The sequence below is a fragment of the Halolamina sp. CBA1230 genome, from assembly GCF_002025255.2.
Taxonomy (GTDB): Archaea; Halobacteriota; Halobacteria; order Halobacteriales; family Haloferacaceae; genus Halolamina.
In genome coordinates this window covers 193,706-215,807 of sequence record NZ_CP054587.1, presented here as the reverse complement: position 1 = coordinate 215,807, position 22,102 = coordinate 193,706, and the positions used below count along the sequence as shown (strand labels likewise).

General features: G+C 68.1%; 20 protein-coding genes. 8 read left to right on the top strand and 12 right to left on the bottom strand.

What is annotated here, in order from left to right; translation table 11 throughout:
* Positions 1–49: 49 nt before the first annotated feature.
* The 3 genes from B4589_RS01130 (at position 50) to B4589_RS01120 (ending at position 2,658) form a co-directional block, all read left to right on the top strand.
* On the top strand, positions 50–697 hold the full coding sequence (locus B4589_RS01130; RefSeq protein ID WP_079232529.1) for a helix-turn-helix domain-containing protein: 648 nt from the start codon (positions 50–52) through the stop codon (positions 695–697).
* 57 nt (positions 698–754) lie between these two features.
* Positions 755–1,516: an enoyl-CoA hydratase/isomerase family protein gene (locus B4589_RS01125; RefSeq protein ID WP_079232528.1), complete on the top strand. Its 762-nt coding sequence runs from the start codon at positions 755–757 to the stop codon at positions 1,514–1,516.
* Positions 1,517–1,677: 161 nt separating this feature from the next.
* Complete coding sequence (locus B4589_RS01120; protein ID WP_079232527.1) at positions 1,678–2,658, top strand: MoxR family ATPase; 981 nt, start codon at positions 1,678–1,680, stop codon at positions 2,656–2,658.
* On the opposite strand, the gene B4589_RS01115 is transcribed toward B4589_RS01120, so the two are convergent.
* Together B4589_RS01115 and B4589_RS01110 are read right to left on the bottom strand one after the other, a co-directional pair.
* A complete protein-coding gene (locus B4589_RS01115; RefSeq protein WP_079232526.1) occupies positions 2,655–2,915 on the bottom strand; it encodes a hypothetical protein in 261 nt (86 codons plus the stop codon). The two genes, B4589_RS01120 and B4589_RS01115, sit on opposite strands and share 4 nt — an antisense overlap.
* A 41-nt stretch (positions 2,916–2,956) precedes the next feature.
* A complete protein-coding gene (locus B4589_RS01110) occupies positions 2,957–3,949 on the bottom strand; it encodes an asparaginase (RefSeq protein ID WP_079232525.1) in 993 nt (330 codons plus the stop codon).
* 130 nt (positions 3,950–4,079) lie between these two features.
* Here B4589_RS01110 and B4589_RS01105 point away from each other — a divergent pair, with 130 nt between their 5' ends.
* The gene (locus tag B4589_RS01105) at positions 4,080–6,107 is read left to right on the top strand and encodes a hypothetical protein (RefSeq protein ID WP_079232524.1); all 2,028 of its coding nucleotides are present in this window, start codon (positions 4,080–4,082) and stop codon (positions 6,105–6,107) included.
* Positions 6,104–9,595, top strand: a complete 3,492-nt coding sequence (locus tag B4589_RS01100; RefSeq protein ID WP_079232523.1) for a UvrD-helicase domain-containing protein — start codon at positions 6,104–6,106, stop codon at positions 9,593–9,595. The genes B4589_RS01105 and B4589_RS01100 overlap by 4 nt, the downstream gene beginning before the upstream one ends.
* A 144-nt stretch (positions 9,596–9,739) precedes the next feature.
* Here B4589_RS01100 and B4589_RS01095 read toward each other — a convergent pair whose 3' ends face one another.
* Together B4589_RS01095 and B4589_RS01090 are read right to left on the bottom strand one after the other, a co-directional pair.
* A complete protein-coding gene (locus tag B4589_RS01095; protein ID WP_079232522.1) occupies positions 9,740–9,922 on the bottom strand; it encodes a hypothetical protein in 183 nt (60 codons plus the stop codon).
* A gap of 312 nt (positions 9,923–10,234) precedes the next feature.
* Positions 10,235–11,380: a hypothetical protein gene (locus B4589_RS01090; RefSeq protein ID WP_143414245.1), complete on the bottom strand. Its 1,146-nt coding sequence runs from the start codon at positions 11,378–11,380 to the stop codon at positions 10,235–10,237.
* Positions 11,381–11,545: 165 nt separating this feature from the next.
* On the opposite strand from B4589_RS01090, the gene B4589_RS01085 reads away from it, so the two are divergent.
* The gene (locus tag B4589_RS01085; RefSeq protein ID WP_079232520.1) at positions 11,546–11,944 is read left to right on the top strand and encodes a hypothetical protein; all 399 of its coding nucleotides are present in this window, start codon (positions 11,546–11,548) and stop codon (positions 11,942–11,944) included.
* A 77-nt stretch (positions 11,945–12,021) separates the two neighbouring features.
* On the opposite strand, the gene B4589_RS01080 is transcribed toward B4589_RS01085, so the two are convergent.
* The 4 genes from B4589_RS01080 to B4589_RS01065 are packed head-to-tail and all read right to left on the bottom strand — an operon-like array spanning position 12,022 to position 17,333.
* Complete coding sequence (locus B4589_RS01080) at positions 12,022–13,020, bottom strand: cytochrome b/b6 domain-containing protein (protein WP_079232519.1); 999 nt, start codon at positions 13,018–13,020, stop codon at positions 12,022–12,024.
* Positions 13,017–13,442: a hypothetical protein gene (locus tag B4589_RS01075; RefSeq protein WP_079232518.1), complete on the bottom strand. Its 426-nt coding sequence runs from the start codon at positions 13,440–13,442 to the stop codon at positions 13,017–13,019. The genes B4589_RS01080 and B4589_RS01075 overlap by 4 nt, the downstream gene beginning before the upstream one ends.
* Positions 13,439–14,116 (bottom strand): 4Fe-4S dicluster domain-containing protein, encoded by a 678-nt coding sequence (locus B4589_RS01070; protein ID WP_079232517.1) that lies wholly within the window; start codon positions 14,114–14,116, stop codon positions 13,439–13,441. Before B4589_RS01070 ends, B4589_RS01075 begins: the two co-directional genes overlap by 4 nt.
* Before the next feature lies 1 nt (position 14,117).
* The gene (locus B4589_RS01065; protein WP_079232516.1) at positions 14,118–17,333 is read right to left on the bottom strand and encodes a formate dehydrogenase subunit alpha; all 3,216 of its coding nucleotides are present in this window, start codon (positions 17,331–17,333) and stop codon (positions 14,118–14,120) included.
* Positions 17,334–17,605: 272 nt separating this feature from the next.
* Between B4589_RS01065 and B4589_RS01060 the strand changes: the two genes are divergently transcribed.
* A complete protein-coding gene (locus B4589_RS01060; protein ID WP_079232515.1) occupies positions 17,606–19,723 on the top strand; it encodes a 4Fe-4S dicluster domain-containing protein in 2,118 nt (705 codons plus the stop codon).
* A 3-nt stretch (positions 19,724–19,726) separates the two neighbouring features.
* Positions 19,727–20,353: a molecular chaperone gene (locus B4589_RS01055; protein WP_079232514.1), complete on the top strand. Its 627-nt coding sequence runs from the start codon at positions 19,727–19,729 to the stop codon at positions 20,351–20,353.
* A 715-nt stretch (positions 20,354–21,068) separates the two neighbouring features.
* Here the strand turns inward: B4589_RS01055 and B4589_RS01050 are convergent.
* Genes B4589_RS01050 through B4589_RS01035 form a run of 4 tightly spaced genes read right to left on the bottom strand, consistent with a single transcriptional unit; the run spans position 21,069 to position 22,059 of the window.
* Positions 21,069–21,263: a hypothetical protein gene (locus B4589_RS01050; protein ID WP_079232513.1), complete on the bottom strand. Its 195-nt coding sequence runs from the start codon at positions 21,261–21,263 to the stop codon at positions 21,069–21,071.
* Between the two features lie 39 nt (positions 21,264–21,302).
* Positions 21,303–21,656: a hypothetical protein gene (locus B4589_RS01045; RefSeq protein ID WP_079232512.1), complete on the bottom strand. Its 354-nt coding sequence runs from the start codon at positions 21,654–21,656 to the stop codon at positions 21,303–21,305.
* The gene (locus tag B4589_RS01040) at positions 21,656–21,799 is read right to left on the bottom strand and encodes a hypothetical protein (protein ID WP_158081125.1); all 144 of its coding nucleotides are present in this window, start codon (positions 21,797–21,799) and stop codon (positions 21,656–21,658) included. The genes B4589_RS01045 and B4589_RS01040 overlap by 1 nt, the downstream gene beginning before the upstream one ends.
* Positions 21,799–22,059 (bottom strand): hypothetical protein, encoded by a 261-nt coding sequence (locus B4589_RS01035; RefSeq protein WP_079232511.1) that lies wholly within the window; start codon positions 22,057–22,059, stop codon positions 21,799–21,801. The genes B4589_RS01040 and B4589_RS01035 overlap by 1 nt, the downstream gene beginning before the upstream one ends.
* Positions 22,060–22,102 lie beyond the last annotated feature (43 nt).

The window sequence follows — 22,102 nt, the reverse complement described above, 5'->3', positions numbered from 1 at the left end:
CGGCAGTCCATAGACGGGTTTTAAATACACTCGGCGTCTCTCTCGGGCGATGATCGACGAGTGTCTGATGGCGGAGTTCCGCATCAGGGGCGACGACTGCCCGCTCGCGGACGCCTCCCGCGCCGCCGACGCGGTCGTCGACGTGGCGCCGCCGCTGTTGCGGGACGACGGCAACGTCCTCCTGCGGTTCAGTTCCGAACCGAACGAGGCGTTCACCGCCGCGCTCGACGCCGACGACCGTATCCGCTACCTCTACCGCGCGGCCGTCGACGACCGACACAGCTACCGCTGTCTCTCGCTCCAGCGCAGCGTCGTCCACGAACTCGTGAGCGCGGGATTCGTCGTCGAGTCGCTGCGCTACCAGCGCGGCGACGCCGTCCTCACCGGCGCCGTCGTCGGGCAGGAGATCCTCCAGGCCGTGATGGAGACCGCCGGCGAGACGGTCGGCGTCGAACTGGAGCGCGTGTACGCCCTCGGCCCGGAGGAGGACAGCCCGGTCGCCGAGCGCTGGGATCTCACGCCCGCCCAGACCGAAGCGATCAGGACCGCCGTCGAGATGGGCTACTTCACCGTTCCGCGCGGGACGACAGCGGGCGAGGTCGCCGACGCGATCGGGATCAGTAAGTCGGCGTTCCTCGAACGCCTCCGTCGCGGGCAGCACGCGCTGTTCTCGCAGGTGTTCGATATCGAGACCTGAGCCGGCGCCACGGTCGCAGCGGCGGGTACTAAGACGCCGCCGCCCCCGGACCTACCCATGCGAATCGACGACGGCGCAGTCAAGCGCATCACCTTCGACCGACCGGACGTGTACAACGCGATGACCACCGACGTCGCCACCGAACTGGCGGACGCGCTCGGCGACCTCGATCCCGAAACGCACGATGCGGCCGTGATCACGGGCGAGGGCGACGCGTTCAGCGCCGGCGGCGACATCGACTCGATGGCCGAGCGCGACTGGAACACCGCGGAAGCGTACGAGCGCGTCCAGGCGACGTTCGGCCGCGTCGCCGAGAACGCGCTCTCGGCCCGGGTCCCGATCGTCGCGAAAGTGAACGGCGACGCCGTCGGCGCCGGCCTGTCGCTGGTCGCAGTCTCGGACCTCGCTTACGCCGCCGAATCCGCGCGGTTCGGCGCCTCGTTCGTCAACGTCGGGCTGATCCCGGACATGGGCGCGACGGCGATCCTCCCGCACCTGATCGGCCTCCGGAAGACGAAGGAGCTGGCGTTCACCGGCGAGCTCGTCGGCGCCGACGAGGCGTCCGCGATGGAGCTCGTGAACGAGACGGTACCGGACGACGAACTCGACCAGCGGGTCGACGAACTGCTCGAAACGCTACAGAGCAAGCCGACATCGAACATCGGGCTCGCGAAGGAGGCGATCCACGACAACCTCGGAACCCCGTGGCATGACGGGCTCAAACGGGAGGCGAGCCTCCAGTCGATGGCGTACGACACGCCCGCCCACGAGGAGGGTGTCGACGCGTTTCGGGAGGGTCGTAAACCGGATTTCGATTGATCGAACTGAGTACAACGGTGTTCGTAGTCGAGATACCCGCCCTCACAGCAGACGATCGCTATCCGCACAGCAACACTATCTCTATCGTTGACCACTTGTGACCGCGGTGGCCGTTCACGAGGGGCAGAACCTTTCACCCCCCCGCGGCTACCCACGGGTGAATGACGACTGACACACCCTCCGCCTCGGAGGCGGGCGAGCGCTGTGAGGCAGTGCTCGACGCCATCGAGGGCGCCGTTATCGTCCGCCGAGAGTTCCTCGAAACGGTCCTCGTGGGCGTGCTCGCCCGCGGGCACGTGCTGCTGGAGGACGTTCCCGGCACCGGGAAGACGCTGACCGCCCAGAGCGTCTCGAAAGCGCTCGGCCTCTCGTTCTCCCGGATCCAGTTCACGCCGGACCTCCTGCCGGCGGACATCACCGGGACGAACGTGTTCCACGAGAACGAGGGCGACTTCGAGTTCCAGCCCGGCCCGATCTTCGCGAACGTGGTGCTGGCCGACGAGATCAACCGCGCGCCGCCGAAAACGCAGGCCGCGCTGCTGGAGGCGATGGCGGAGGGCCAAGTCACCGTCGAGGGCGAGACCCGAGAGCTCCCGGACCCCTTCATCGTGATCGCGACCCAGAACCCCGTCGAGAGCGAGGGGACGTTCCCGCTACCGGAGGCCCAGATCGACCGATTCGCGGTGAAGGACGCGATGGGCTACCCCGAACGCGACGGCGAGATCGAACTGCTCCGCCGGCGCGCGGGCCGTACCGAGCAGGTCCCCTCCGTCGAGCGCGTGCTCGACGACGGGATGGTCGAGACGCTCCAGCACGTGCCCGAGGAGGTCCACGCCGACCCCGACCTGCTGGACTACGTCGCCGACGTCGCCAGAGCGACCCGCGAGGACCGCCGCGTCGAGGTCGGCGTCTCCCCGCGCGGGACCCAGCGACTGTTCGAGATCAGCCGCGCCCACGCCACCCTGCGATCCCGGGAGTTCCTCATCCCCGACGACGTCAAGGCTGTCGCCGAGCAGGCGCTGGCCCACCGACTCGTGCTCACGCCGGAGGCGCAGGTCGACGGCGTCGACAAGGCGACCGTGATCGGGGACGTGCTCGATAGCGTCGAGGTGCCGACCGTCGACGCCGCGCCCGAGGCCTAGTCGGAGCGCCGGAACGCGAACGCCGTCCCCTCACCGACTTCTTCCCCACCGTCGACCGACTCCACTCGCAACCGCACGTCCCGCGTCGACCCGCAGCCACGGCTCACGAACTCCGCCCACTCGTCGCCGACCGAGACCGGGCCGGCGTGCGCTCGTCGGAGGTACTGCCGGTAGCGGTCCGTGTCGAGCGCGGCCGCGGTGGCATCGTCGCCGGGTTCGAACGAGAGCAGTAGCCGATCCGCAGTCGTCTCGGTCACGGTCGGCGTTGGCGCCCCACGGGTAAATCGCCCACGCCGACTCACCGTCCGGGTTCGCGGAGCCCGCGTTCGAAGAACGCCTCGTCGGCGCCGTCGCCGCCGACCGCCAGCGCGACCGCGAGTTTGATCCGTGCCTTCCACGCCGGGAGATCGCCCGCCCAGAGCACCCCCAGATCGTCGAGCGTCGTCGCGCCGCCCGGGCCGCCGTACAGCGGCGCGGTCGCGCCCTCATGACACCGGGATGCGATCGCGACCGGGATCCCGGCGGCCCGGACCTCCTCGATCGCTTCACAGAGCGATCCGGTGGTGTTTCCGAGTCCCGTTCCGGCGACGACGACCGCGTCGACCGCGGGATCGGCCGGGTCACCGACCACACGACGGAGCGTGTCGCCGTTCACGCCCAGTCCGGAGGTCAGGATCGGGATCTCCGCTCCGACTTCACCGACCCCTGGCGCAGCGTCCGCGTAGCTCCGCGGTTCCCGGAACAGCCGAATCCCGGCCGGCGTGAACTCGCCGACGGGGCCGCGCTCGGGCGAGCGGAACGTCGACAGCGCGCTGGTGTGGGATTTCACCACGTCGCGGGCGGCGTGGATCTCGTCGTCGAAGACGAGGTACGTACCCGACTTGGCGCGCTCGTGGGTGACGGTTCGGGCCGCCGCGAGCAGGTTCGGCGGGCCGTCGGTCCCCACCTCGTCGAACGGTCGCTGGGCGCCCGTGAACGCGACCGGAACCCCGAGCGCCGTCGTCAGATCGAGCAGGTACGCCGACTCCGCCATCGTGTCGGTGCCGTGGGTGACGACGATCCCGTCGGACTCCTCGGCCGCCCGCTCGGCGGCACGCCGGATCGCCGCTGCCCGGTCCCACGTCACGTCGAACCCGGAGACGCTCGCGACTCGCTCGACGGTGAACGACGCCAGGTCGGCGAGTTCCGGGACAGCGTCGACCAGTTCCTCACCTGCCTTCGACGGCGTCTTGCCGCCGTCGCCGTCCGTGCTGGCGATGGTGCCGCCCGTGCTCAGTAGCGTGACGTCCATGGCAGAGCGGGAGGCCGATGGGCGATACGCCGCGGGATTCCGGCGAGGGTTGCCGCCACTCCCGCCCCGCCGCGCTGCCGTCCCACGGATACTTACCAGTCGGGAGCCACGTCGGAAATATCTCCCCCGTATGACTGAGACCACCGACCCGGGCTCGATCCGGGCAGTCGTCGATCGCCCCGACGAACTGCTCGATCGGGCGGATCGTGCCCCCGAGCCGACCGAGTTCGTCGTCACGCCGGAGCGACTCCACCGCCGGAACCTGAAGCGACGGCTCGCCGAGCGAGCCACGCCGCGAAGCAGCCTCTGGCTCACCGACGCGACCGCGATCGCGGCTCGACTCTTGGATACCGACGACGCGCCGAACGGGACGATCGACCGGATCGACCGACTCAAACACCTCGAAGAACTGCTCGCCCGGGACACCGAGGCGAACGAGCGCCTGCGCGCCGCAGTCGGGAGCGACCTGACTGCCCGCGTCGAGACGATCGCCGCGGCGCACGACCGCGTCGCCGAGATGACTGCCTGGGACGAGCAGCGCCTGAACGCGCTGTCGACGGTCGCCAACGAACTCCCCGCTGTCGCCGCACGGGACACGACCGACCTCCTCGCCGGCGCCCGCGCGCTGGAGCAAGGGCTGGCCGACCGCGTCGGTCCCGTCCACTCCCGCGAGACGCTGCTACCGGCCGCAGCCGACGCACTCCGGGAGCGCCCGGATCTCTGGACCGAGGCGTTCCCGACGGCCGAACGGCTCTCCGTGGCCGGCGTGAGTGCGGTCGACGCCCCGCTGCTCTCGCTGCTTGAGGCCGCAGCGAACGCCGGTGTCGACGTGACACTCTCGCTCCGGCCGGGGACGGGGCCAGCGATCGTCGACCGACTCCGGAACGGCGCCAGCCTCGCAGTCGACGACAGGAACGCGTCGGTCACTCCCGACCTCGCTGCCACGGAACTCGTCGCGGACACGCCCGAGGCGGAGGCGCGGCTCGCGGCCGCGGTCGTCGCCGCCCACCGCCGGAACGGCGTGTCGCCGAGCGACGTGCTGGTGGTTGCCCGCGACGCCGCCGAGTACGAACGCCCGCTCCGGCGGGCGATGGAGCGACAGGGTGTGAAGCTCGCGGTCTGGGCACAGCTCCCCGTCGAGCGGACGATCCCGTACCGCCAGTTCGCGGCGACCTGTGCCGTTCTCGCCGCCGACGAACTCGAACTGGAACGGCTGCTCGAACCGCTGGAGTTCCACTGGGTGCCGCCGGCGCTCGCTGAGGAGGATACCGACGCGCCAGCGTGGCCGCTGTCCACTGGCCGGATCGGTGATCTGCGGACGGCGCTCGCCGAGGACCCGGCGGTGGAGCGCTCGCTCGACGGCTGGGCCGAGCAGCTTTCTGCCGCCGTCGACGCCGGCGAGATCGATCGAGGTCCTGTGCGATCACTCGGACAGTTCCTCGACTGGGCCCGTGAACAGCCGGGAACACCTGACCCCGCCGCGATCCACGGGACGTTCGAGCCGCTGGTCGCTGCCGGCCGCGACGTCGCGCTGCCGGCCGTGTTCGCGGACGACGACGCCGGCCTCGGCCGGACATCGCGGTACGCCCGCGCGCTCAGTCGGATCGAGGAGCTCCTGACCGACACGCGAGCGAAGTACCGCGAGTGGCTCGACACCGGCGACGTGCCGCGGTCGTGGCTGGCCGTCGCCGATCTCGCGGAGCGGGTGGTGACAACGCGCCCCGGCCGGCGCGAACACGCCAACGCCGCGACGGTCGACGTGATCGACGCGACGGACGCGTGGTTCAGGGAGGCACCCCACGTCGTCGCCGTGGGGCTGGTCGACGGCGTCTGGCCGCGTCGGGCCGAGAGCGTGTTTCCCGAAGCGCTCCGGCAGTCGGTCGTCGCGGGCGACAGCGCTGCCGCTCGTCGGCTGGCGGTCCCCGGCCGATGGACCGTCGCCCGCGAGGCCGACCACCTCGCGAGCGGCCTCGGCGCCGCGACCGAGACGCTCTGCTGTACGCGGTACCGCCGGGACCGCGAGGGCACTGCACGCGAGCGCTCGCCCCTGCTCGCGGACGTGTCGACTCAGCACGTCGACGACGGGGCGGTGCAGTCGCTCCTCACGGCGGGAACGCTCCCGGACGCCCTCGCCGCCGACGGGGGTGGTTCGCCATGACTGATAAGGAGTCGGCCGACGACGGGAACGGCTACCGGCGGCTCGAAGACGCTCAGGCCGAGATCCGCGACGCGTTCTTCGCGGCGGACTCGGGACTGTTCGTGCTCGACTGCGGACCGGGATCGGGTAAATCCGTCACCGCCGACAGTATCGCCGCGGAGGACCTCGCACGCAAGGCGCAGGCGGGGGTCGACAGCCCCGCGGAGACGCTCTGTCTCACCTCGTTCTCCCGGGACGATGCGGCGAGCATCCTCCCCGGCGTCGAACGCGCGCTCCGAGGGCTCGCCGACGACCCCGAGGCGCCGGTGGACCTGGACGCCGAGACGGCGGCGGAACTGGGGACCGCGCTCCGCGGGAGCGACCGCGTCGGCACCATCGACAGCGTGCTCGGGGCGGTGTTCGACGCCGTCGCGGGCGAGGTCGGGTTCGACGAGGTGCCGGAAGTCGGGGATAGTGCCGCGCTCGCGGGTGTTCACGGTGATGCGCTCGACGTGGTTCGGAGCGATACGTCGCTGGCGGAGCCGCTCGCGACGCTCGACGACGCCTACCCCGGCGGGCGCTACGACGCCGACACGGCCGACCTGTTGGCTGCGGCGCGGGGCGCCTGCCGGGAGCGTCGGCTCTCGGTTCCGGAGCTCCGCGATCGGCTGGAAGCCGTAGCCGAAGGAACGTACCCCGACGGTCCGCCCGAGTCACTGGAAGACGTCCTGCGTGACGCCGAGCGCTTCTTCGGTGCCGAGGAGCGCGAAGCAGTCGAACGGGAACTGGAGGGGGAAGGGTCGGACGCGGTCGTCGATGCGGACGCCGACTGCCACGACCGCTGGTTCGCGGCAATCGACGCGCTCTGTACGGTGCTGCCCGCCTACCTCGACGCCTACGACGAAGCGTGCCGGGCGGCCGGCGTGGTCGCCCACGTCGACGTCGCCCACTGGGTCGCGACGTTCTTCGAGGCCGCCGACTACGAGAGCGCGTTCCGGGAGCGCCTGCGAGAGCGCTGGACCGACCGGCTCTCGACGGTGATCGTCGACGAGGCACAGGACGTCTCCCGCGCCCAGCACGACGCGCTCGCGCCGTTGGTCGACGCCGACACGCGGGTCCTGCTGGTGGGCGACCGCGAGCAGTGTATCTACGCCTGGCGAAACGCCCAGCCGAGCCTGTTCGACCAGGCCGCGACGGAAGGTCGATACTTCGGCGTCGACTGGGAGCCCCACGAACGGCGGACTGCGACCAGATCCTACCGCTTCCGTCCGTCGATCGCCGCGGCGATCGACACCGTGTTCGACCCGGTGTTCACGGACTCCACCCGGGGAGCTGCTGACGCGGCAGCGGCGTCCGGCCAGGAGATCGAAGGGTACGACCACCTCTCCGCCGTCCGCGAGCCGACATCCGACCCGAACGTCCACGTCGCCGCCTTCGCCGAGCACGGCCGTCCCGGATCGCCGACATGGGTCGACCCCGAGGAGGGGCTGGGCGAGGCCGAGGCCCTCGCCGACTGCATCGCGACGGGGCTCGAATCGGGACGGTTCGACCGCGATGACGGTGAAGATCCGGGCGTGACGGTGTTGTTCCACCGCCGAACGCACATGGACACGTACGTCGACGCGTTCGCCGACGCCGGTCTCTCGGTGCGGGACGCCAGCCGCGCGCTGTTCGGCCACCCGCTCGTGGGCGCGGTCAGTGCGGTGGTCGACTGGCTCCGCGCACCCACGACGCAGGAAGCGACCCTCAGACTGGTCAACGACGACGACCTGCCGATCGACGGGCTGGTCGACCGACTCATGCGCTCGGACTGGTCGATCGGGAGCGTCGCCGAGTCCGAGTCGATGCGGGGGACGAAGGGAGCGGTCGTCGACGGACTCGCCGACCTCGCGAACCGGCGTGCCGACCACCTCGCGATGGCGGGCGCGGACGTGGTGGGCGACGTGATCGAGACGCTCTCGCTGGCCGAGGACCCGCTCGACCAGAGCGCGACCGCCGCTGACGACGAGGCCGTCCTCGACCGACTGGTCGGCGTCGTCGCCGACTGGGAGGGCGACCGGACGTACTCGCTGGCCGAACTCGCGACGGCGCTGGATCACGCGCGCCGGAACCCCAAGAGCGGGCCGAGCCTCCCGACCGCCGCCGAGGCCGACGTGACCTTCCGCACGATCCACGGCGCGAAAGGCGACGAGGACGACGTAGTCGCGGTGGCGGACCTCGGCACCGGGCTGGGTCGCTACGGCGCCTACCTCGACCGGTTCGTCGCGCACGGGCGCCACGTCGCGCTCGCGCCGCCGGAGCCGGCGGTCGGCGACGACTCCCCCGACCTCGGCGGGACGGTGCTCGCCGGCGGCCCGTACGACCCCGACGCCTCCCCCGGCGACGGCAGCGCGGGCCTGCGCTGGGCGAGCGAGGCGTGGGTCGACGGTGATCCGCCACGGCTCGCCGGCCCGCCGCCGCTCCGAGCGCCGGTCGCGGCCGCGCGCGCCGAGCGCTGGCGCCTGCTGTACGTCGCGCTCTCGCGGGCGCGGGACCACCTCGTGCTCCCGCTCCCCGGCCGGCGTTCCGCGCCGACGCCGCGGGACCGCTGGGTCGACACCCTCCGGGAGACGCTCTCGTTCGACGCCGACCGCGAGGGCGAGTACACCGTCGAGACGCCCGGCGACCACGACCCGCTGACTGTCGCCGTCCATCGCGCGGACGGTGAGAACCCGACGTCGACGGCGGAAGAGTCGGCCGCCGACGGGACGGACCGCCCGGACCCACTTCCCGAACGTGGCTGGACGCCGCGTTTCATCAACCCGAGTACGGTGTACGAACTCTCCGCGGCGCCGGAGGAGGGCGTGCTCGCCCACCTCAGCGGCCAGCCGCTCCACGCCGAGCAGGACGGCGTCACGGTGCCGCTGCCGTTCGAGACGATGGGGCCGGAGGTCGTTGGCGACGTGGCCCACGACGTGTTCGCGACCGCACTCTCGGCGGGCGTCGACGCCGACACGCTCCGTGATTGTGGCGGTCCGCTCCCCGTAGCGCTGGATCGGGCGATCGACGATCACGCCCGCGGTGTCGCGCCCGACGAGCGCGAGCAGTTGCGCCGCTACGTCGAGGGAACGCTCTGCCCGCAGCTGGCGGGCACGGAGAGCTACGAACGGCTGGCGGCAAGCGAGCGGCGCCACGTTGAGGAGCCGCTGGACGCCGTGGTTCGTGTCGAGGGACTGGCCGTCGAAATCGGCGGCCGGGCGGACGTCGTCTCGGTTGCCGCCGACAGCGAGTGGCACGTCGACGAACTCAAAGTCGGGCTGCGCCCGCCCGAGCCCGAGCTCCGGGAGCGCTACGAACTCCAGGCGGCGACGTACGCCTGGCTCCTCGAGCGACAGGGACCGGAGTCGGTGACTGCGACAGTGACGACCGTGGGTGCGCACGAGGAGCGCACCACCGTCGACGCGGGGGAGGACGACGTCCGCGACCTGCTCGATCGGCTCGCCGACCGTCGCTGGAACTGCCAGCGGTAGCTGTCCGGCTTCTCGGCCGCCAGCGATCCGTCCCCGTTGCTTGACGTCACGGCCCCTGGAGAACGTGGAGAACTCGTGAGAACTGCGCTTCGCCCGAGCTACCGCAGTCGCTCCCGATCCCCCGTCAACGGTCGCGACGCCGGCTTACAGCGTCACCGACGCCACTAGCGCGATCACGAACAGCGAGACCGCGATCGCCGTCACGCCGGACGTCGTGCTACCGTCGTCGCCCGGCGAGTCAGTCAGGAACATCGTTCCGAACACGCCGCCGACCGCGACGACGACGCCCGCCCACGCGTACGCCATGTTGACCAGCTCACTTGCCATACCACCCGGTTCGAACGCCGCCACTATAACTTCCCGGTCCGAGCCGTTAGCAGTGTTCAGATAAGGATAAAGAGTGAGGTGGAGCGATCTTCTGGTGCTTTATGCTACAAATTGCCTGGTTCAACGAATATTGGAGCGAGATAGAGTAGATATTTTTGAGCGAGAAGCAATACCGATTCAGTTTATGAAGCTCGGTATTCAGCTCCATCTGCGTGGACTATCTCGTTGGGATGCTCGCGAATGATGTTCCTATCTCAATATCCCTCAACCTCTGTAGTACGCCAGCGCTATCGGGGGTAGTGGATGGCGTACCTAACTGCCCAGTAAGGCGCTGAATTTTCCGAGGACGCCTGCCAACGAGGAGCGGGAATCGGCGTCAAAGAATTCGGCGAGGAACCCCATGTGTTCGAACACGAGATCGCACTGCTCGAACTCTCGCTTCGCGTTTTCCCGTGCCGTCTCCTGTTTCGATTCATTCCCGTTCATCCCGGCCGTCGCCGCGACATCAAGTTCGCTGCAGCCCTGGGCCATCGCCTCCGCGACACATATGGTACGCTCGATCATCCTGCTGAATTCGTCCCGGTAGTCATCCGAGTTGAGGGACTCTGCTTGGGTCTCGAACGACGAACTGGCGCTGTAGAACCCCGAGGAAGCCTCCTCGTAGGCTCGATCCTCGTAGTCTTCGATCGCCGTCTCGACATCGGTTACGATCTCGAGGAATTCCTTGAAAAACGAGACCAACTCCTCCATATCGACGATCTCGGCCTCGAACTGATTCAGCTTCTCTCGGTAGAGCTCCTCCGTTAGTTCAGTTGGAGCAGTCGCGTCTTCGGGGTCTGAGTCACGCCGAAGTTTCTCCAGATTCGTCTGTACTGTGTCGATATCGTCCTCGAAAAGTCCGGCCGACTGCTCCATCTCGAGATCGGCTCCCGCATAGGCTGCCGTCTCGATCGTGAGCAGATCTTCTGCTGCGCTCTTGATTTCGACTTGTGCCGGTGCCGCCCACCAGAGGTACCAGTGAACACCGGTGAGGCGTTGGTGCTGGGTTCGGAGTTCGTCGGGAGTTTCCGCAGTCATTTCGTCCGCTGCGGTATCGAGGTGGTCCTGTGCGGGGTTGAGGGCATTTCGGACCTCTTGCTGGGAGAACGGGACAGACGTGGCCGTGACGTCAAGGATCGTCCCGTTCAGAGGATCGAACGCGTCCAAAGCGGCGTCAAGATCCTCGATTGCTGCCCGCAGTTGAAGTTCGACTTCTGAGGGTTCGGGTGTTGCCGTCGGCGTCGGTTCTGAAGTGGGGCTTGGTGTTTCTGTGTCAGTTGGGGTGGCCGTGTCAGTCGCCGTCGCGGTCATGGTCGACATCGCGGTTTCGGTTGGTGACTGCGTCGCGGTATCCGTTGGCGTCCCGGAACACCCGGCGAGTACCAGTCCGGCTGCGGCGAGATACGACCGTCTATCCATAGGTATCTACTTGCCACGCTATGTTTTAGTTCTGGCTCTCAGAGAATATTTTTCGATGCCGGTGGACGCTAGCCACTCCGCCCCCCTGCTCACGCGAGCCGAATTGCATCGAGCCGCTCGGCCGAGGTGGACAGCTATATCCGACCCCATCCCCGACGGCGGGGTATGCGGATGGAACTGCGGGTCTGCAAACACTGCTACGAGGGTGAGCACGGGAACGCGGAGAAGACCGCGGTGACCCGTGACATGGTCAGCTGTGCCGAACGGGTCCGGGAGTACAAGGACCTGATCGGGATGGACACCCTCTACATCAACAAGGTGGTCGAGGGCGAGCCCGGCGGCTCGGAGGCGCTGCCGGCGATCGTCGCCTCGATCGAGGACGGCCAGATCCAGCTCTCGGACACGCAGCTGGTGATGGAGGACGACGACGGCAACATGCTCGTCTACCCCGAACCCGAGGACGTGCTCGAAGTGCTCACCCGGAACATCGACCAGATCCAGCAGCACGCCACCGAGGACGTGACCGTCGAACTGTCGACGGAGAGCGCGGAGCTGGTCTCCTAACGCCGTCCCTTGACGCTCGCGCGCGAGCGACGGCTGTCACTGTCCGTTCGAAAAAGCGAAGAAAGGTAGCTGCGGCGTCAGTCCGCGGCTTCGGCGTCGGCGCTCTCGGCCTCCTGCTCGGCCATCTGCTGCTCCCAGCGGATGCGCACGAGGTTACCGTACACCGACAGCACCATGCCGAGGAACAGCACGAGCACGCCGATGTTGACGCCGACGGTCAGCAGCAGGTTCGTCGGGCCGCCGCCGACCAGCAGTTCGAGCGACACCGGGTAGCCGGTGTCGAAGATGCTGGCGGTCAGCACGCTGACGATCCCGATCACCGTTGCGGCGCCGGCGAGGTTCGACGCGCTCGCCCAGCCCGGGGAGAGCTGGAGGCGCTCGATGCCGGTGCCGTCGTCGTCATCGTCGTCGTCGCTGTGCTCCTCGGGGATCATCGAGCGCGGGATGAACGCCTTCGTCTCCACCGGGTAGAACGCGGGGTGGAACCCGTGCTCGAAGATGTGGAACATGACCCCCATCAGCATCACGACCCCGAGCAGGCCGTGGAACACGACGAAGGCCATCGCCGCGGTCTGGGTCGCGAAGTACTGCATCAGCCCGGTCTTGCTCCAGATGAGCAGCCCGGAGATCGACAGCAGCGTGAGCTCGAACGCGAAGATGAAGATCACGCCCTTGCCGACGTAGCTCAGCAGCGGGATCTCGTCGGCGGTGCCGCCGGCGAACTGGCGGGCGTTGGGGTGGCGCTCGTCGGCGTTGCCCAGCACGAACTGGATGTCCTGCAGGAACGCCCTCGCGTCGCCCGGCGTCGGCAGCACTTCACGGAAGTTCGAGCGGCCCGTGTCCGTGGTCACCATCATTAGCACCCAGAACACGACCAGCGCGAGCAGCCCCACGCCGAACACGCGGTGGAGCGCGGCGACCGAGCCGGAGCCACCCATCAGGGTGAGCATCCACCAGAGCTCGTCGTTGAACATGATGGCATAGCCCGTGAAGAACAGGAAGAACACGTCCATGGCGAGCAGCGAGTGGAACACCGTCGTCATGCGCGTGAACTTCCCGTGGTCGAGGTTCGTCATCGGCTCTCACCTCCGTCGTCGGCAGTACCGCCGTCCTCGCCGGCTCCCCGTGCCGGCGAGCCACCATCCGTCGCGACGCGGGACTCGCCGGGCTGACGCATCCGCGCTGCGAGGCGACGGAACGCGCCCCAGTGGACGAACACCATCACCAGGATGAACAGTCCCATCAGTACGTCGATCGCGTGGATCGCTTCGACCATGAACACGAGCCAGCCGATCTCGTTGCCCTGTGCGAACGAGGTGCCGACCCCGCCTCCCTCGACGGTCGGCCGGACGCGCTGCAGGCGCTCGTAGAAGATGTTGAACCCGCTGACGACCCAGATCAGCCCGAGGGCGACCGCTACCGAGATCACGGCGTTGACCGCGACGACGATCCCCGAGTAGCTGCTGACGTCGTCGTCCTCCTCGGTCGAGTCGCTCATACGCCGAACGCCTCCGCGTCGTCTTCGCCGAAGACGATCTCCATCGCCTCGTCGTTGAAGAACGCTCCGGAGTCACGCTTGTCGAGCTCGTCCGCGATCTGGTCGGAGGTGCCCACGAGGATAGCGTCGGTCGCACACTCCTCGGCACACGCCGGCCCCTTGCCGACGTCCTGTCGCTCCTGGCACATCGTACACTTGTCCATCGTGCCGCCGGTGCCGAATATCTCCGCCGAGCCGTCGTTCGCGCCCGGGAACTGCGGGGCGCCGAACGGGCAGGCCGAGAGGCAGTACTGGCAGCCGATACAGACGTCGTCACGCACGTCGACGAACCCGTCGTCCTTCTTCACGAGGGCGTCGACCGGACAGACCGACACGCAGGGCGCGTTCTCGCAGTGGTAACACTGCATCGGGATGCTGGTCTCGCCCGGTTTCTCGCCCTGGGCCATCGCCTGATTGGGGTTCGCGTTGAGCCCCTCGGCACCCTCCTCGCCCTCGAGCATCGTCGAGATGCTGATGCGCTGTTCGTCGCGGGGTGTGTCCCACGTTCGGTTACAGGCGACTACACAGCCGCCACAGTCGATACACGCGGCCACGTCGGGGAAGATGCGCGTATCCTCACCGGTGCTCATCACCCCTTGGCCGATTATTTCGGTGTTTGATTCGTTGGTGGACATCTTACTGAGTGGATTTGTGGTCGCGGGTGTCGAACTCCTTCTGCTGGCCGAAGCCCGCCTCGTCCTGCGGGAACGAGAACGTCTCCAGGTCGACGTTCATGTTGAGCTCGTCGACCAGCTCCTGCGTCGCTGGGCGGACCTTCGCCAGCGCCGCCTTGGTCTCCTGCATCTGAGTCTCGACGTCGTACCCGCGCGAGGTGATGAAGTTCGCCGAGTCGCCGATGGCGAACGGCTCGTTGCCGTCGGGGTACTTCTCGAGCAGGCTCTCGCCCTTCGCGATCCCGCCCCAGTGGTACGGAAGGAAGATCTCCTCCTCCTCGGGCCCGTAGCCGGGACGGGGTGTGACGCGAGACTTGACCAGGACCGACCCACGGTCCGTCGTGGAGACGACGACGAGGTCGCCGCCGTCGATCCCCATCTCGTCGGCCATCTCCGGGTGGATCTCGGCGTACATGTGGGGCTGGAGGTCGGCCAGGTACTCGTTGGAGCGGGACTCCGCCCCGCCACCCTGGTGCTCGACCTGCCGGCCCGTGGTCATGACCGTGCTGAACGCCTCTTCGTCGCTCGGATCGTTCGCGGCGGCGGTCGCACGCTCCTGGACCGCCGCGTTGTTCTGGTCGAGCCGGTAGAAGTTGGTCTGCTGGCCGTTCGCGGGCCACTCCTCGACCAGGTCGGGACGCGGGCTCTCGACCGGCTCCCGGTGGACCGGGACGGTGTCGATGAAGTTCCACGTGACCCCACGTGCGCGGCCACGCCCCGTCGGCGCGTCGGGCTGCGCGTAGTCGTACTGCTGGTAGAACTCCTCGTCGAAGTCCGTCCCGTAGCGCTCGTTCATCGCGACCGCCGTGTCGTAGACGGACTGCTCCGGGTCGAGCGCGTACGCGTACGGGAGCGAGAGCTGATCGGGGTTGGAGTAGTCCTCGGGCAGCGTCGTCGCGAACCCGGGGTACTGCGGGACGCCGTTGACCTCGCCGTCGAAGTCGGACTCCCAGTCGGGGGTGTACGGGTCACGCAGGAGGTTCAGGGCTTCCTCGCCGCCCTGGTCGTACGTCTCCTGCATCGGGTACTCCTTGTCGCCCGTGTTCATCCCCTCCCACTCCTCGGGTGTCGGCGCCTGGACACCCCAGCGGGCGCGGAAGTCCTGCCCGCCGTTCCGTGGGTCGAGGTCGTCGTTCCAGATGATCGGCGTCCCGGGGTGGCCCTCGCCCCAGCAGGGCCACGGGAGCTGCCAGAACTCCCCGGAGACGGGGAGCCCCTCCTCCTCACACCGGAGGTTGTCCGTGGAGAACGCGTAGTCGTACTCCTGCTGTTCCTGCAGGCGCTGTGGGTCCTGCTGGTAGCCGATCGTTCGGACGCCGAGGTTGACCTCCCGGAGCACCTCCTCGTAGGTGCTCTTGCCGTTGTAGAGGCCGGGACCCGAACCCCAGTCGAAGTGCTCGCCGAAGCCGAAGCGGGCCGCGAGCTCCTGCATGATCTCGAGGTCCGGCTTCGTGTTGTGCGAGGGCGGCCGCACCGGCTCGGACCACTGCACCGAGCGGTGGGAGTTGGTGAGCGAGCGGTGGTGCTCGTACTGCGAGGCCGCCGAGAGGATCACGACGTTGTCCTGATCCGACAGCACCGACGCCACGGAGGGGAACACGTCGACGACGACGACCAGATCCAGCCGGTCCATCGCGTCCTTCATCTTCTGCATCTCCGAGATGGAGTTGATGGAGTGCCCCCAGATGACGACGGCTTTCAGCTCGTCAGGCTGGTACAGCGGCGTCTCGTTGAGCCGCTCCTCCTGGGGGAGCCCGCCGTCGAACCAGCGGGCGACGGTCATCCCCTTCTGGAACATCATCGAGCGGTCGTTCGGGAACGTCTCGTCGACTTCCCCCTCGCCCGACTGCCGGGTGTACTTCTCCTCCGGCATCAGGTCGTAGCGGTCGTACAGTTCCTCGAAGGAAATATCGCCGCTCGTGTACGGGCTCTCCGACCACACTTCGCTCCAGTAGCGCCAGGAGCCGGGCGAGCCGACCGCGTAGTAGCCCGGCAGGATGTGGCTCGCGACCGCGAGGTCGGTCGCCCCCTGGACGTTCGCGTGGCCACGCATGACCTGCAGGCCGCCGCCGGATCGGGCGGCGCTCCCGGAGGCCAGCGAGGTGAGCGCGTACGAGCGGATGTTCTGGGTCCCGTTGTTGTGCTGGGTGCCGCCCATCGCCCACTCGATCTGGACGTTCGGCGCGTTCTCGGCGATCAGATCGCCGAGTTCCTGGATCTGCTCCTGGCTCACCCAGGTGATGTCCTCGACGGTCTCGAGGTCGTACTGGTCGAGTTCGGACTCGACGTCGGGCCAGCCCATGACCCGCTCCTCGAGCATCTCCCGGTCGAGGTTCTGCTCGTCCCGGAGATACTTCATCAGCCCCATCATCAGGGCGACGTCGGTGCCGGGCCGCATCCGGTAGTAGTAGTCGCCTTTCGCCGCGGTCTTTGTGAACCGCGGGTCGACGGTGGCGATGGTGCCGCCGCGCTTCTGGCCCTCGAGGATGTGCTGCATCGCGATCGGGTGGGCCTCGGCCGGGTTCTGGCCGATGATGATGTTGAGATCGAAGTTGCGGTAGTCGTTGATCGTGTTGGTCATCGCCCCGTACCCCCACGTGTTCGCGAGGCCGGCGACGGTGGTGGAGTGGCAGATCCGGGCCTGGTGGTCGCAGTTGTTGGTTCCGAAGATGCTCGAGAGCTTCCGGAACGCGTAGGACTCCTCGTTGCAGAAGTGGGCCGACCCCATCCACATCACCGAGTCGGGGCCGTGCTCCTGCCGGATCTCCTCGATCTCGCCGGCGACCTTGTCGAGCGCCTCGTTCCAGCCGACCTTGCGCCACGACGTGTCCCCCTCCTTCACGAGGGGGTGTTTGAGTCGGCGCTCGGAGTGCTCGCTGCCGTAGATCGCGGCACCCTTCGAGCAGAGCGAGCCGTTGTTTATCGGGTTCTCGTGCCAGGGCTCCTGCCCGACGAAGGCGTTCCCCTTCCGTTCTCCCCGGAACCCACAGCCGACGGCACAGAAGTTACAGACCGTCTTCGTGAGTTCGCCCTCATCGTCGGTTCCGTCGACCTCCCCGTCACTTTGAGCGAGCGCCTGTCCCGCGCCGCCGCCCCCGAGGGCAACCGCGCCGGCCAACGCGCTCGCCTTCAGGAACGACCTGCGGTCCAGGTCGAGGGAGACTGGTTCTGAACTCATTGTTGAATCATGTCGTGCCAACGATACGTGTTGGCACGAATTAACGGAAACACGGACGGGTACTCCTTGAATCCATCGCACGCCTGTACCGCGATTTCGGGGCGTATCTACGGGTTTCGCGCCCGAAATGAAACTGAATTACCGAACATGAATCCGATATCTCGACTCGACGAAACCGATACCGTAAACTGTCCGACTATTTTTCGGTCTACCAAAAGTAAAACTGCCCGTGTCGCAAGCCCTATTGGGAGGGGTGGGTAAGCGCTCGGACGATGAAGGTAGGCGCGTTCGTCTGCGACTGCGGCGCCCCCGACGCCATCGACGCGGCGGGCGTCAGGGAGGGCGTCGGCGACGACGACGTCGAGGTGGTCGCCAGCGCGAGCCACCTGTGTGGCGACGGCCTCGGGAAAGCGGCGGCCGTCGTCGAGGAGTACGACCTCGATCACGTGGTGGCGACCGCCCCCGACGCCGGCTGCCAGCAGCGGATCCGCGAGATGGCCGAGGCGCAGGGGCTCCACCCCGACGCTACCGCGTTCGTCGACCACCGCGAGGGCTCCGGCTGGGTCCACGACACCCCCGAAGCCACCGAGAAGACCGCCCGGACCATCGACGCGACCGTCGCCGGCCTGCGCGAGGAGTCGCCCTCGCGGACGGTGTCGAAGGAAGCCGGCGACCACGTCGTGGTCGTCGGCGACGCCGCCGCCGCCGCGTCGCTCTCGGGACGCGCCGACGTGACGCTGCTCGCCAACGGCAAGGAGTTCGGCGACCCGGACCACGACCTCGACGACGTCGACGTCGAACGCGGCCGGCTCCGTGACCTCTCGGGCTCGTTCGGCGAGTTCGAACTGGCCGTCGAGACCCGCGTCACCGAGGACTGTATCGGCTGTATGGAGTGTGTGAAGCAGGGGCCCGACGGAGTAGTCAGCTCCTACCCGGTCGACATCGCGCCGGACGCGCCGGACGGCGACTACCTCGACTGCTGTCCGGTCGACGCCATCGAACCCGAGGGCGTCGAGCGGACGATCGAGGCCGACCAGGTCGTCTACCCCGGCGGCCCGACGCGGGCGCGGGGCGGCCAACTCGGCTACTTCTCGCACTTCGACGGCGGCGTCGCCGCGGCCGTCGAGAGCCAGCTCGGCGGGATCAGCAAACCCCAGCACCTCGATATCGACATGGATCTCTGTGCCTCGGGCGACTCCGGCGTCGAGGGCTGTACGCGTTGTACGGACGCGTGCCCGCACGAAGCCGTCTCCCGACCATCGGTGGACGAAGTCGAGTTCGACCAGACCGCCTGCATGGACTGTGGGGCGTGTACTTCCTCGTGTCCCACGGGCGCGGTCGAACTCCGCGAGCCGACGAACAAGCGGCTGGCGCGGGAAGTGGAGTCGCTGCTGGACATCGAGGAGGGCGGCCGGCTCTCGAACTTCTTCGGCGGCGACACGGGCATCGACTCGCCCGTGATCGCGTTCGTCTGCTCGGAGCAGGCCGCCGACGCGCTTTCGAGCTACGGGCGCCGCGCCGGCCGCGGCGAGGACGTCGCCTACCAACCGATCCTCCCAGTTCGCGTGAACTGTACGGACACGGTAGGCGAGGCGCAGGTGCTCCACGCGCTCGCGGCGGGCGCCGACGGCGTCGCCATCGTGGGCTGTGGCGACGCGTGTCTCCACTCCGGCCCCGACCCGAAGGCGGAACTGGTCGACCGGATGAACGTCGCCACCGGCGATCTCGAACTCGGCTCGCGGACCGCCTTCTTCGCCCCCGAGGGCGACGATCCGACCGCCTTCGCGGACGAACTGGACGAGTTCGTCGAGGATCTTGAGCCCTCGCCGCTCCCGACCGGCGAGTACGAGGCGACTGGGACGGGCCGGCCGGACTCCCCCCGCGAGCCGTTCACCACTCACGACTGGGCGCTGGAGTCGCTGCGGGCCATCATCGAGGAGACGGAGCCCGAACGCGACGTGATCCGCGGGCTGGACACGTTCGGCCGGATGGAAGTCTCGGACGACTGCAACCTCACCCCGACGTGTTCGGCGCTCTGTCCCACGGACGCGATCCAGCGTTCCAGCGACGGGGAGCTCCAGTTCAACCACGCGGACTGCGTGAACTGCGGGCTCTGTGAGAGCGGCTGTCCCGAGGGGGCCATCACCATCGAGGCCGGCCTCGAGCGCTCGCGCCTGCCGGAGAACCGCGACGGCGAGGAGTGGGAGCCCGTGTTCGAGGGCGAGATGCTCGAGTGTGTCCGCTGTGGCACGCCCTTTACCAGCCGCGGGTCGATGGAGAAAGTCCGCGACGAGGTGGGCGACCTCGTCGAGGGCGTCGCCGGCGACACCGAGCACAGCATCTTCGAGTACTGCGACGAGTGCCGCGCGAAGATCGTTTTCCAGGGGTAACTAATGGACGACAACGCCGTCTACGACGCACGCATCGAACTGGTCGACTTCGTGATCGAAGTGTTCCACGACACGCCCGACGAGGCGTTCGTGGAGCGCCTGCTCGCGGGCGAGATCGAGACGCCGGGCGAGGAGGTCAACGACTACCTCGACGCCGGTTTCGACGCGCTGGAGGAGTTCGTCGAGCAGAACCAGGGCCGCGACGTCGACGAGGTGGTCGACGAGCTCGCCCGGGAGTACACTGCGGTGATGGTCGGCCCCCGGCCGGAGGTGCTCCCCCACGAGACGTACTACCGGGACGGCACCGACTTCATCGGCGAGGGGCTAGCCGACGTGGAGGCCAGCTACGACGCCGCGGGCTGGAACCCCCCGGAGGAGTACGGCGAGGAGAACGACCACATCGCCGTGGAGTTCGCGTTCCTGCGGAACCTGATCGAGCGCCAGCGCGCCGGCCAGGACGAGACGGTCGGCTTCGAGCGCGTGTTCCTCGACGAGCACCTGCTGACGTGGCTGGAGGCGTTCACCGACCACATCGTCGAGGAGACCGACGAGCCGCTGTTCATCGCCGGGGCGCGCATCGCCGCCGGGACCGCGGCGTTCGAGGACGAGATCGTCGCGCAGTTGCTGTAAGTCGGGTTTTCGTGGTTTTTCGTCGTGCGTTGCTTCTGGGAGTGGGATCAGGAGTACGCAGTTTGATCGTTGATAACGTGATCAGTACCCGCGACAGCGACGGTATCTCGATCGTAGATCACTGAGACAGCAACCGCGACGGCAACAGCATCTCGATCGTTGACTTCTGAGACAGCAACCGTGACCGCGACAGCGCCTCGAAGCATGACCACTTGTGACCGCAGGGCGCCGGGCACGAGGCCCGGCGCAGCATGGAATCCCCACCCCTCCCCCCGCGTTCCCGCGAGCGAAGCAAGCGGGAAGCAGCGAGAGCCTGCGGCTCTCGCCCGCCTCGCCGACCGTTGGCGAGCGCGAGGCGTCCACCGCGTACCGCACCGCAGCCGCGGTGGTGCGCGACGTGAGCGCCTCCGTGCGCGAACGAGCGCGCGAGGGATGAGCGAGCGAAAGCGAGCGAATCGGCTGGGGAGGTGTGAGGGCTGTGCGGGGCAGTGCGGTCGCAAGTGGTCTAGCCTCGAGATGCTGTCGCGGTCGCTGTTGCAGTAACCAACGGATCAAACCCCAGCCACACCGCACCCGTGGAGGTCAAGCACTAGTCGCTGTTCCAGTAGCCAACAGATCAACCACCCCGAAGCGATCTACCGGTGAAGAACCAAACACCGCTAGAGAAGCCACTCCCAACCCAAACGAAACCGAAAACCGAAAGAAATCGACCGCGTTACTCGTCGTCGTCGTCGAGTTCGTCGACCGACGTCGGGAACTCGTCCTCCCCCTCGTACTTCTCGAAGTCGATCGAGCCGTCGACCTCGCCGACGTTGACCTCGTGAGGGCCGACGTTGTACTCCCAGATCTCGTAGCCGCCGAACGCGTCCATCGCGCCGTCCGGCCGCCAGCCGCTGTCCCTGTTAACCATGGGGAGACACTGGAACCGGGAGGGCTTAGTCGTTTTCCCTCACCAGTCATCGGCCGGCGCGCCCGGGCCGGCCCCGGGCTGGACGGAGTCGTCCGGGAGGAACGTCCGGGCGAACAGTTCGAGATGGAGCTCGAGCACCGCCGCCGGATCGGCGTCGACGCGCTCGGCCTGCTCCTCGAGCAGCTCCGCCAGTTCGTCGCTGGGCGCGTAGTGGAGCGTCCGCTCCTCGAGTTCGAACTCGATCTCGGTCGTGCCGGAGGCGAGATGCTCGACCTCCAGCAGCGCCTGTTCGAGCTTCTGCTCCAGCGCCTCGTCGTCGTCGAGCATTCGCTGGTCGCCCCACTCCGACGCGGCGTCGGCGAGTCGATCGCCGATGCTCACTTGCAGCGCCATCAGAACGACACCCCCTGGGCCTCGCCCTCGAAGGCGGGCTCCCAGCGCGTGACTTCCTCACAGACCGGACACTCCGTGTCCACGGAGCCGGTCGCGGCGCCGAACCGGGCCATGGAGTCACACTCGGTACAGACGTACTGCATTATGCGTCTTCGGGCGGCCAGGTGTCCGGCGCCGGCTCGTCGTGTCCGAACGCGCCCAGCAGCGCGGCCGTGAACACGAGCGTGGCGACCATCACGAGCACGCCGACGATCCCCGCGCCGGGAGTCATGCCGACCGTCTCACTCCCCCAGAAGTCGAACTGACCCAGCACGCGGCTGACGCTGAACAGCAGCCACGCGATCGCTGCCAGGATCACCACCGTCAGGAACTGCGACTGCCCGAACGCTTCTCTGAGGCTCATACGGGGTTCATCGATCCGTCGGGCCAAAAACCCACGGGTCGGC

Excerpts from the sequence above, each read along its gene's own strand:
- B4589_RS01035 (WP_079232511.1), bottom strand. The coding sequence starts at position 22,059 with ATGAGCCTCAGAGAAGCGTTCGGGCAGTCGCAGTTCCTGACGGTGGTG.
- B4589_RS01120 (WP_079232527.1), top strand. The coding sequence starts at position 1,678 with ATGACGACTGACACACCCTCCGCCTCGGAGGCGGGCGAGCGCTGTGAG.
- B4589_RS01085 (WP_079232520.1), top strand. The coding sequence starts at position 11,546 with ATGCGGATGGAACTGCGGGTCTGCAAACACTGCTACGAGGGTGAGCAC.
- B4589_RS01045 (WP_079232512.1), bottom strand. The coding sequence starts at position 21,656 with ATGGCGCTGCAAGTGAGCATCGGCGATCGACTCGCCGACGCCGCGTCG.
- B4589_RS01050 (WP_079232513.1), bottom strand. The coding sequence starts at position 21,263 with ATGGTTAACAGGGACAGCGGCTGGCGGCCGGACGGCGCGATGGACGCG.
- B4589_RS01055 (WP_079232514.1), top strand. The coding sequence starts at position 19,727 with ATGGACGACAACGCCGTCTACGACGCACGCATCGAACTGGTCGACTTC.
- B4589_RS01110 (WP_079232525.1), bottom strand. The coding sequence starts at position 3,949 with ATGGACGTCACGCTACTGAGCACGGGCGGCACCATCGCCAGCACGGAC.
- B4589_RS01075 (WP_079232518.1), bottom strand. The coding sequence starts at position 13,442 with ATGAGCGACTCGACCGAGGAGGACGACGACGTCAGCAGCTACTCGGGG.
- B4589_RS01080 (WP_079232519.1), bottom strand. The coding sequence starts at position 13,020 with ATGACGAACCTCGACCACGGGAAGTTCACGCGCATGACGACGGTGTTC.
- B4589_RS01040 (WP_158081125.1), bottom strand. The coding sequence starts at position 21,799 with ATGCAGTACGTCTGTACCGAGTGTGACTCCATGGCCCGGTTCGGCGCC.
- B4589_RS01105 (WP_079232524.1), top strand. The coding sequence starts at position 4,080 with ATGACTGAGACCACCGACCCGGGCTCGATCCGGGCAGTCGTCGATCGC.
- B4589_RS01130 (WP_079232529.1), top strand. The coding sequence starts at position 50 with ATGATCGACGAGTGTCTGATGGCGGAGTTCCGCATCAGGGGCGACGAC.
- B4589_RS01060 (WP_079232515.1), top strand. The coding sequence starts at position 17,606 with ATGAAGGTAGGCGCGTTCGTCTGCGACTGCGGCGCCCCCGACGCCATC.
- B4589_RS01065 (WP_079232516.1), bottom strand. The coding sequence starts at position 17,333 with ATGAGTTCAGAACCAGTCTCCCTCGACCTGGACCGCAGGTCGTTCCTG.
- B4589_RS01100 (WP_079232523.1), top strand. The coding sequence starts at position 6,104 with ATGACTGATAAGGAGTCGGCCGACGACGGGAACGGCTACCGGCGGCTC.
- B4589_RS01095 (WP_079232522.1), bottom strand. The coding sequence starts at position 9,922 with ATGGCAAGTGAGCTGGTCAACATGGCGTACGCGTGGGCGGGCGTCGTC.
- B4589_RS01070 (WP_079232517.1), bottom strand. The coding sequence starts at position 14,116 with ATGTCCACCAACGAATCAAACACCGAAATAATCGGCCAAGGGGTGATG.
- B4589_RS01090 (WP_143414245.1), bottom strand. The coding sequence starts at position 11,380 with ATGGATAGACGGTCGTATCTCGCCGCAGCCGGACTGGTACTCGCCGGG.
- B4589_RS01125 (WP_079232528.1), top strand. The coding sequence starts at position 755 with ATGCGAATCGACGACGGCGCAGTCAAGCGCATCACCTTCGACCGACCG.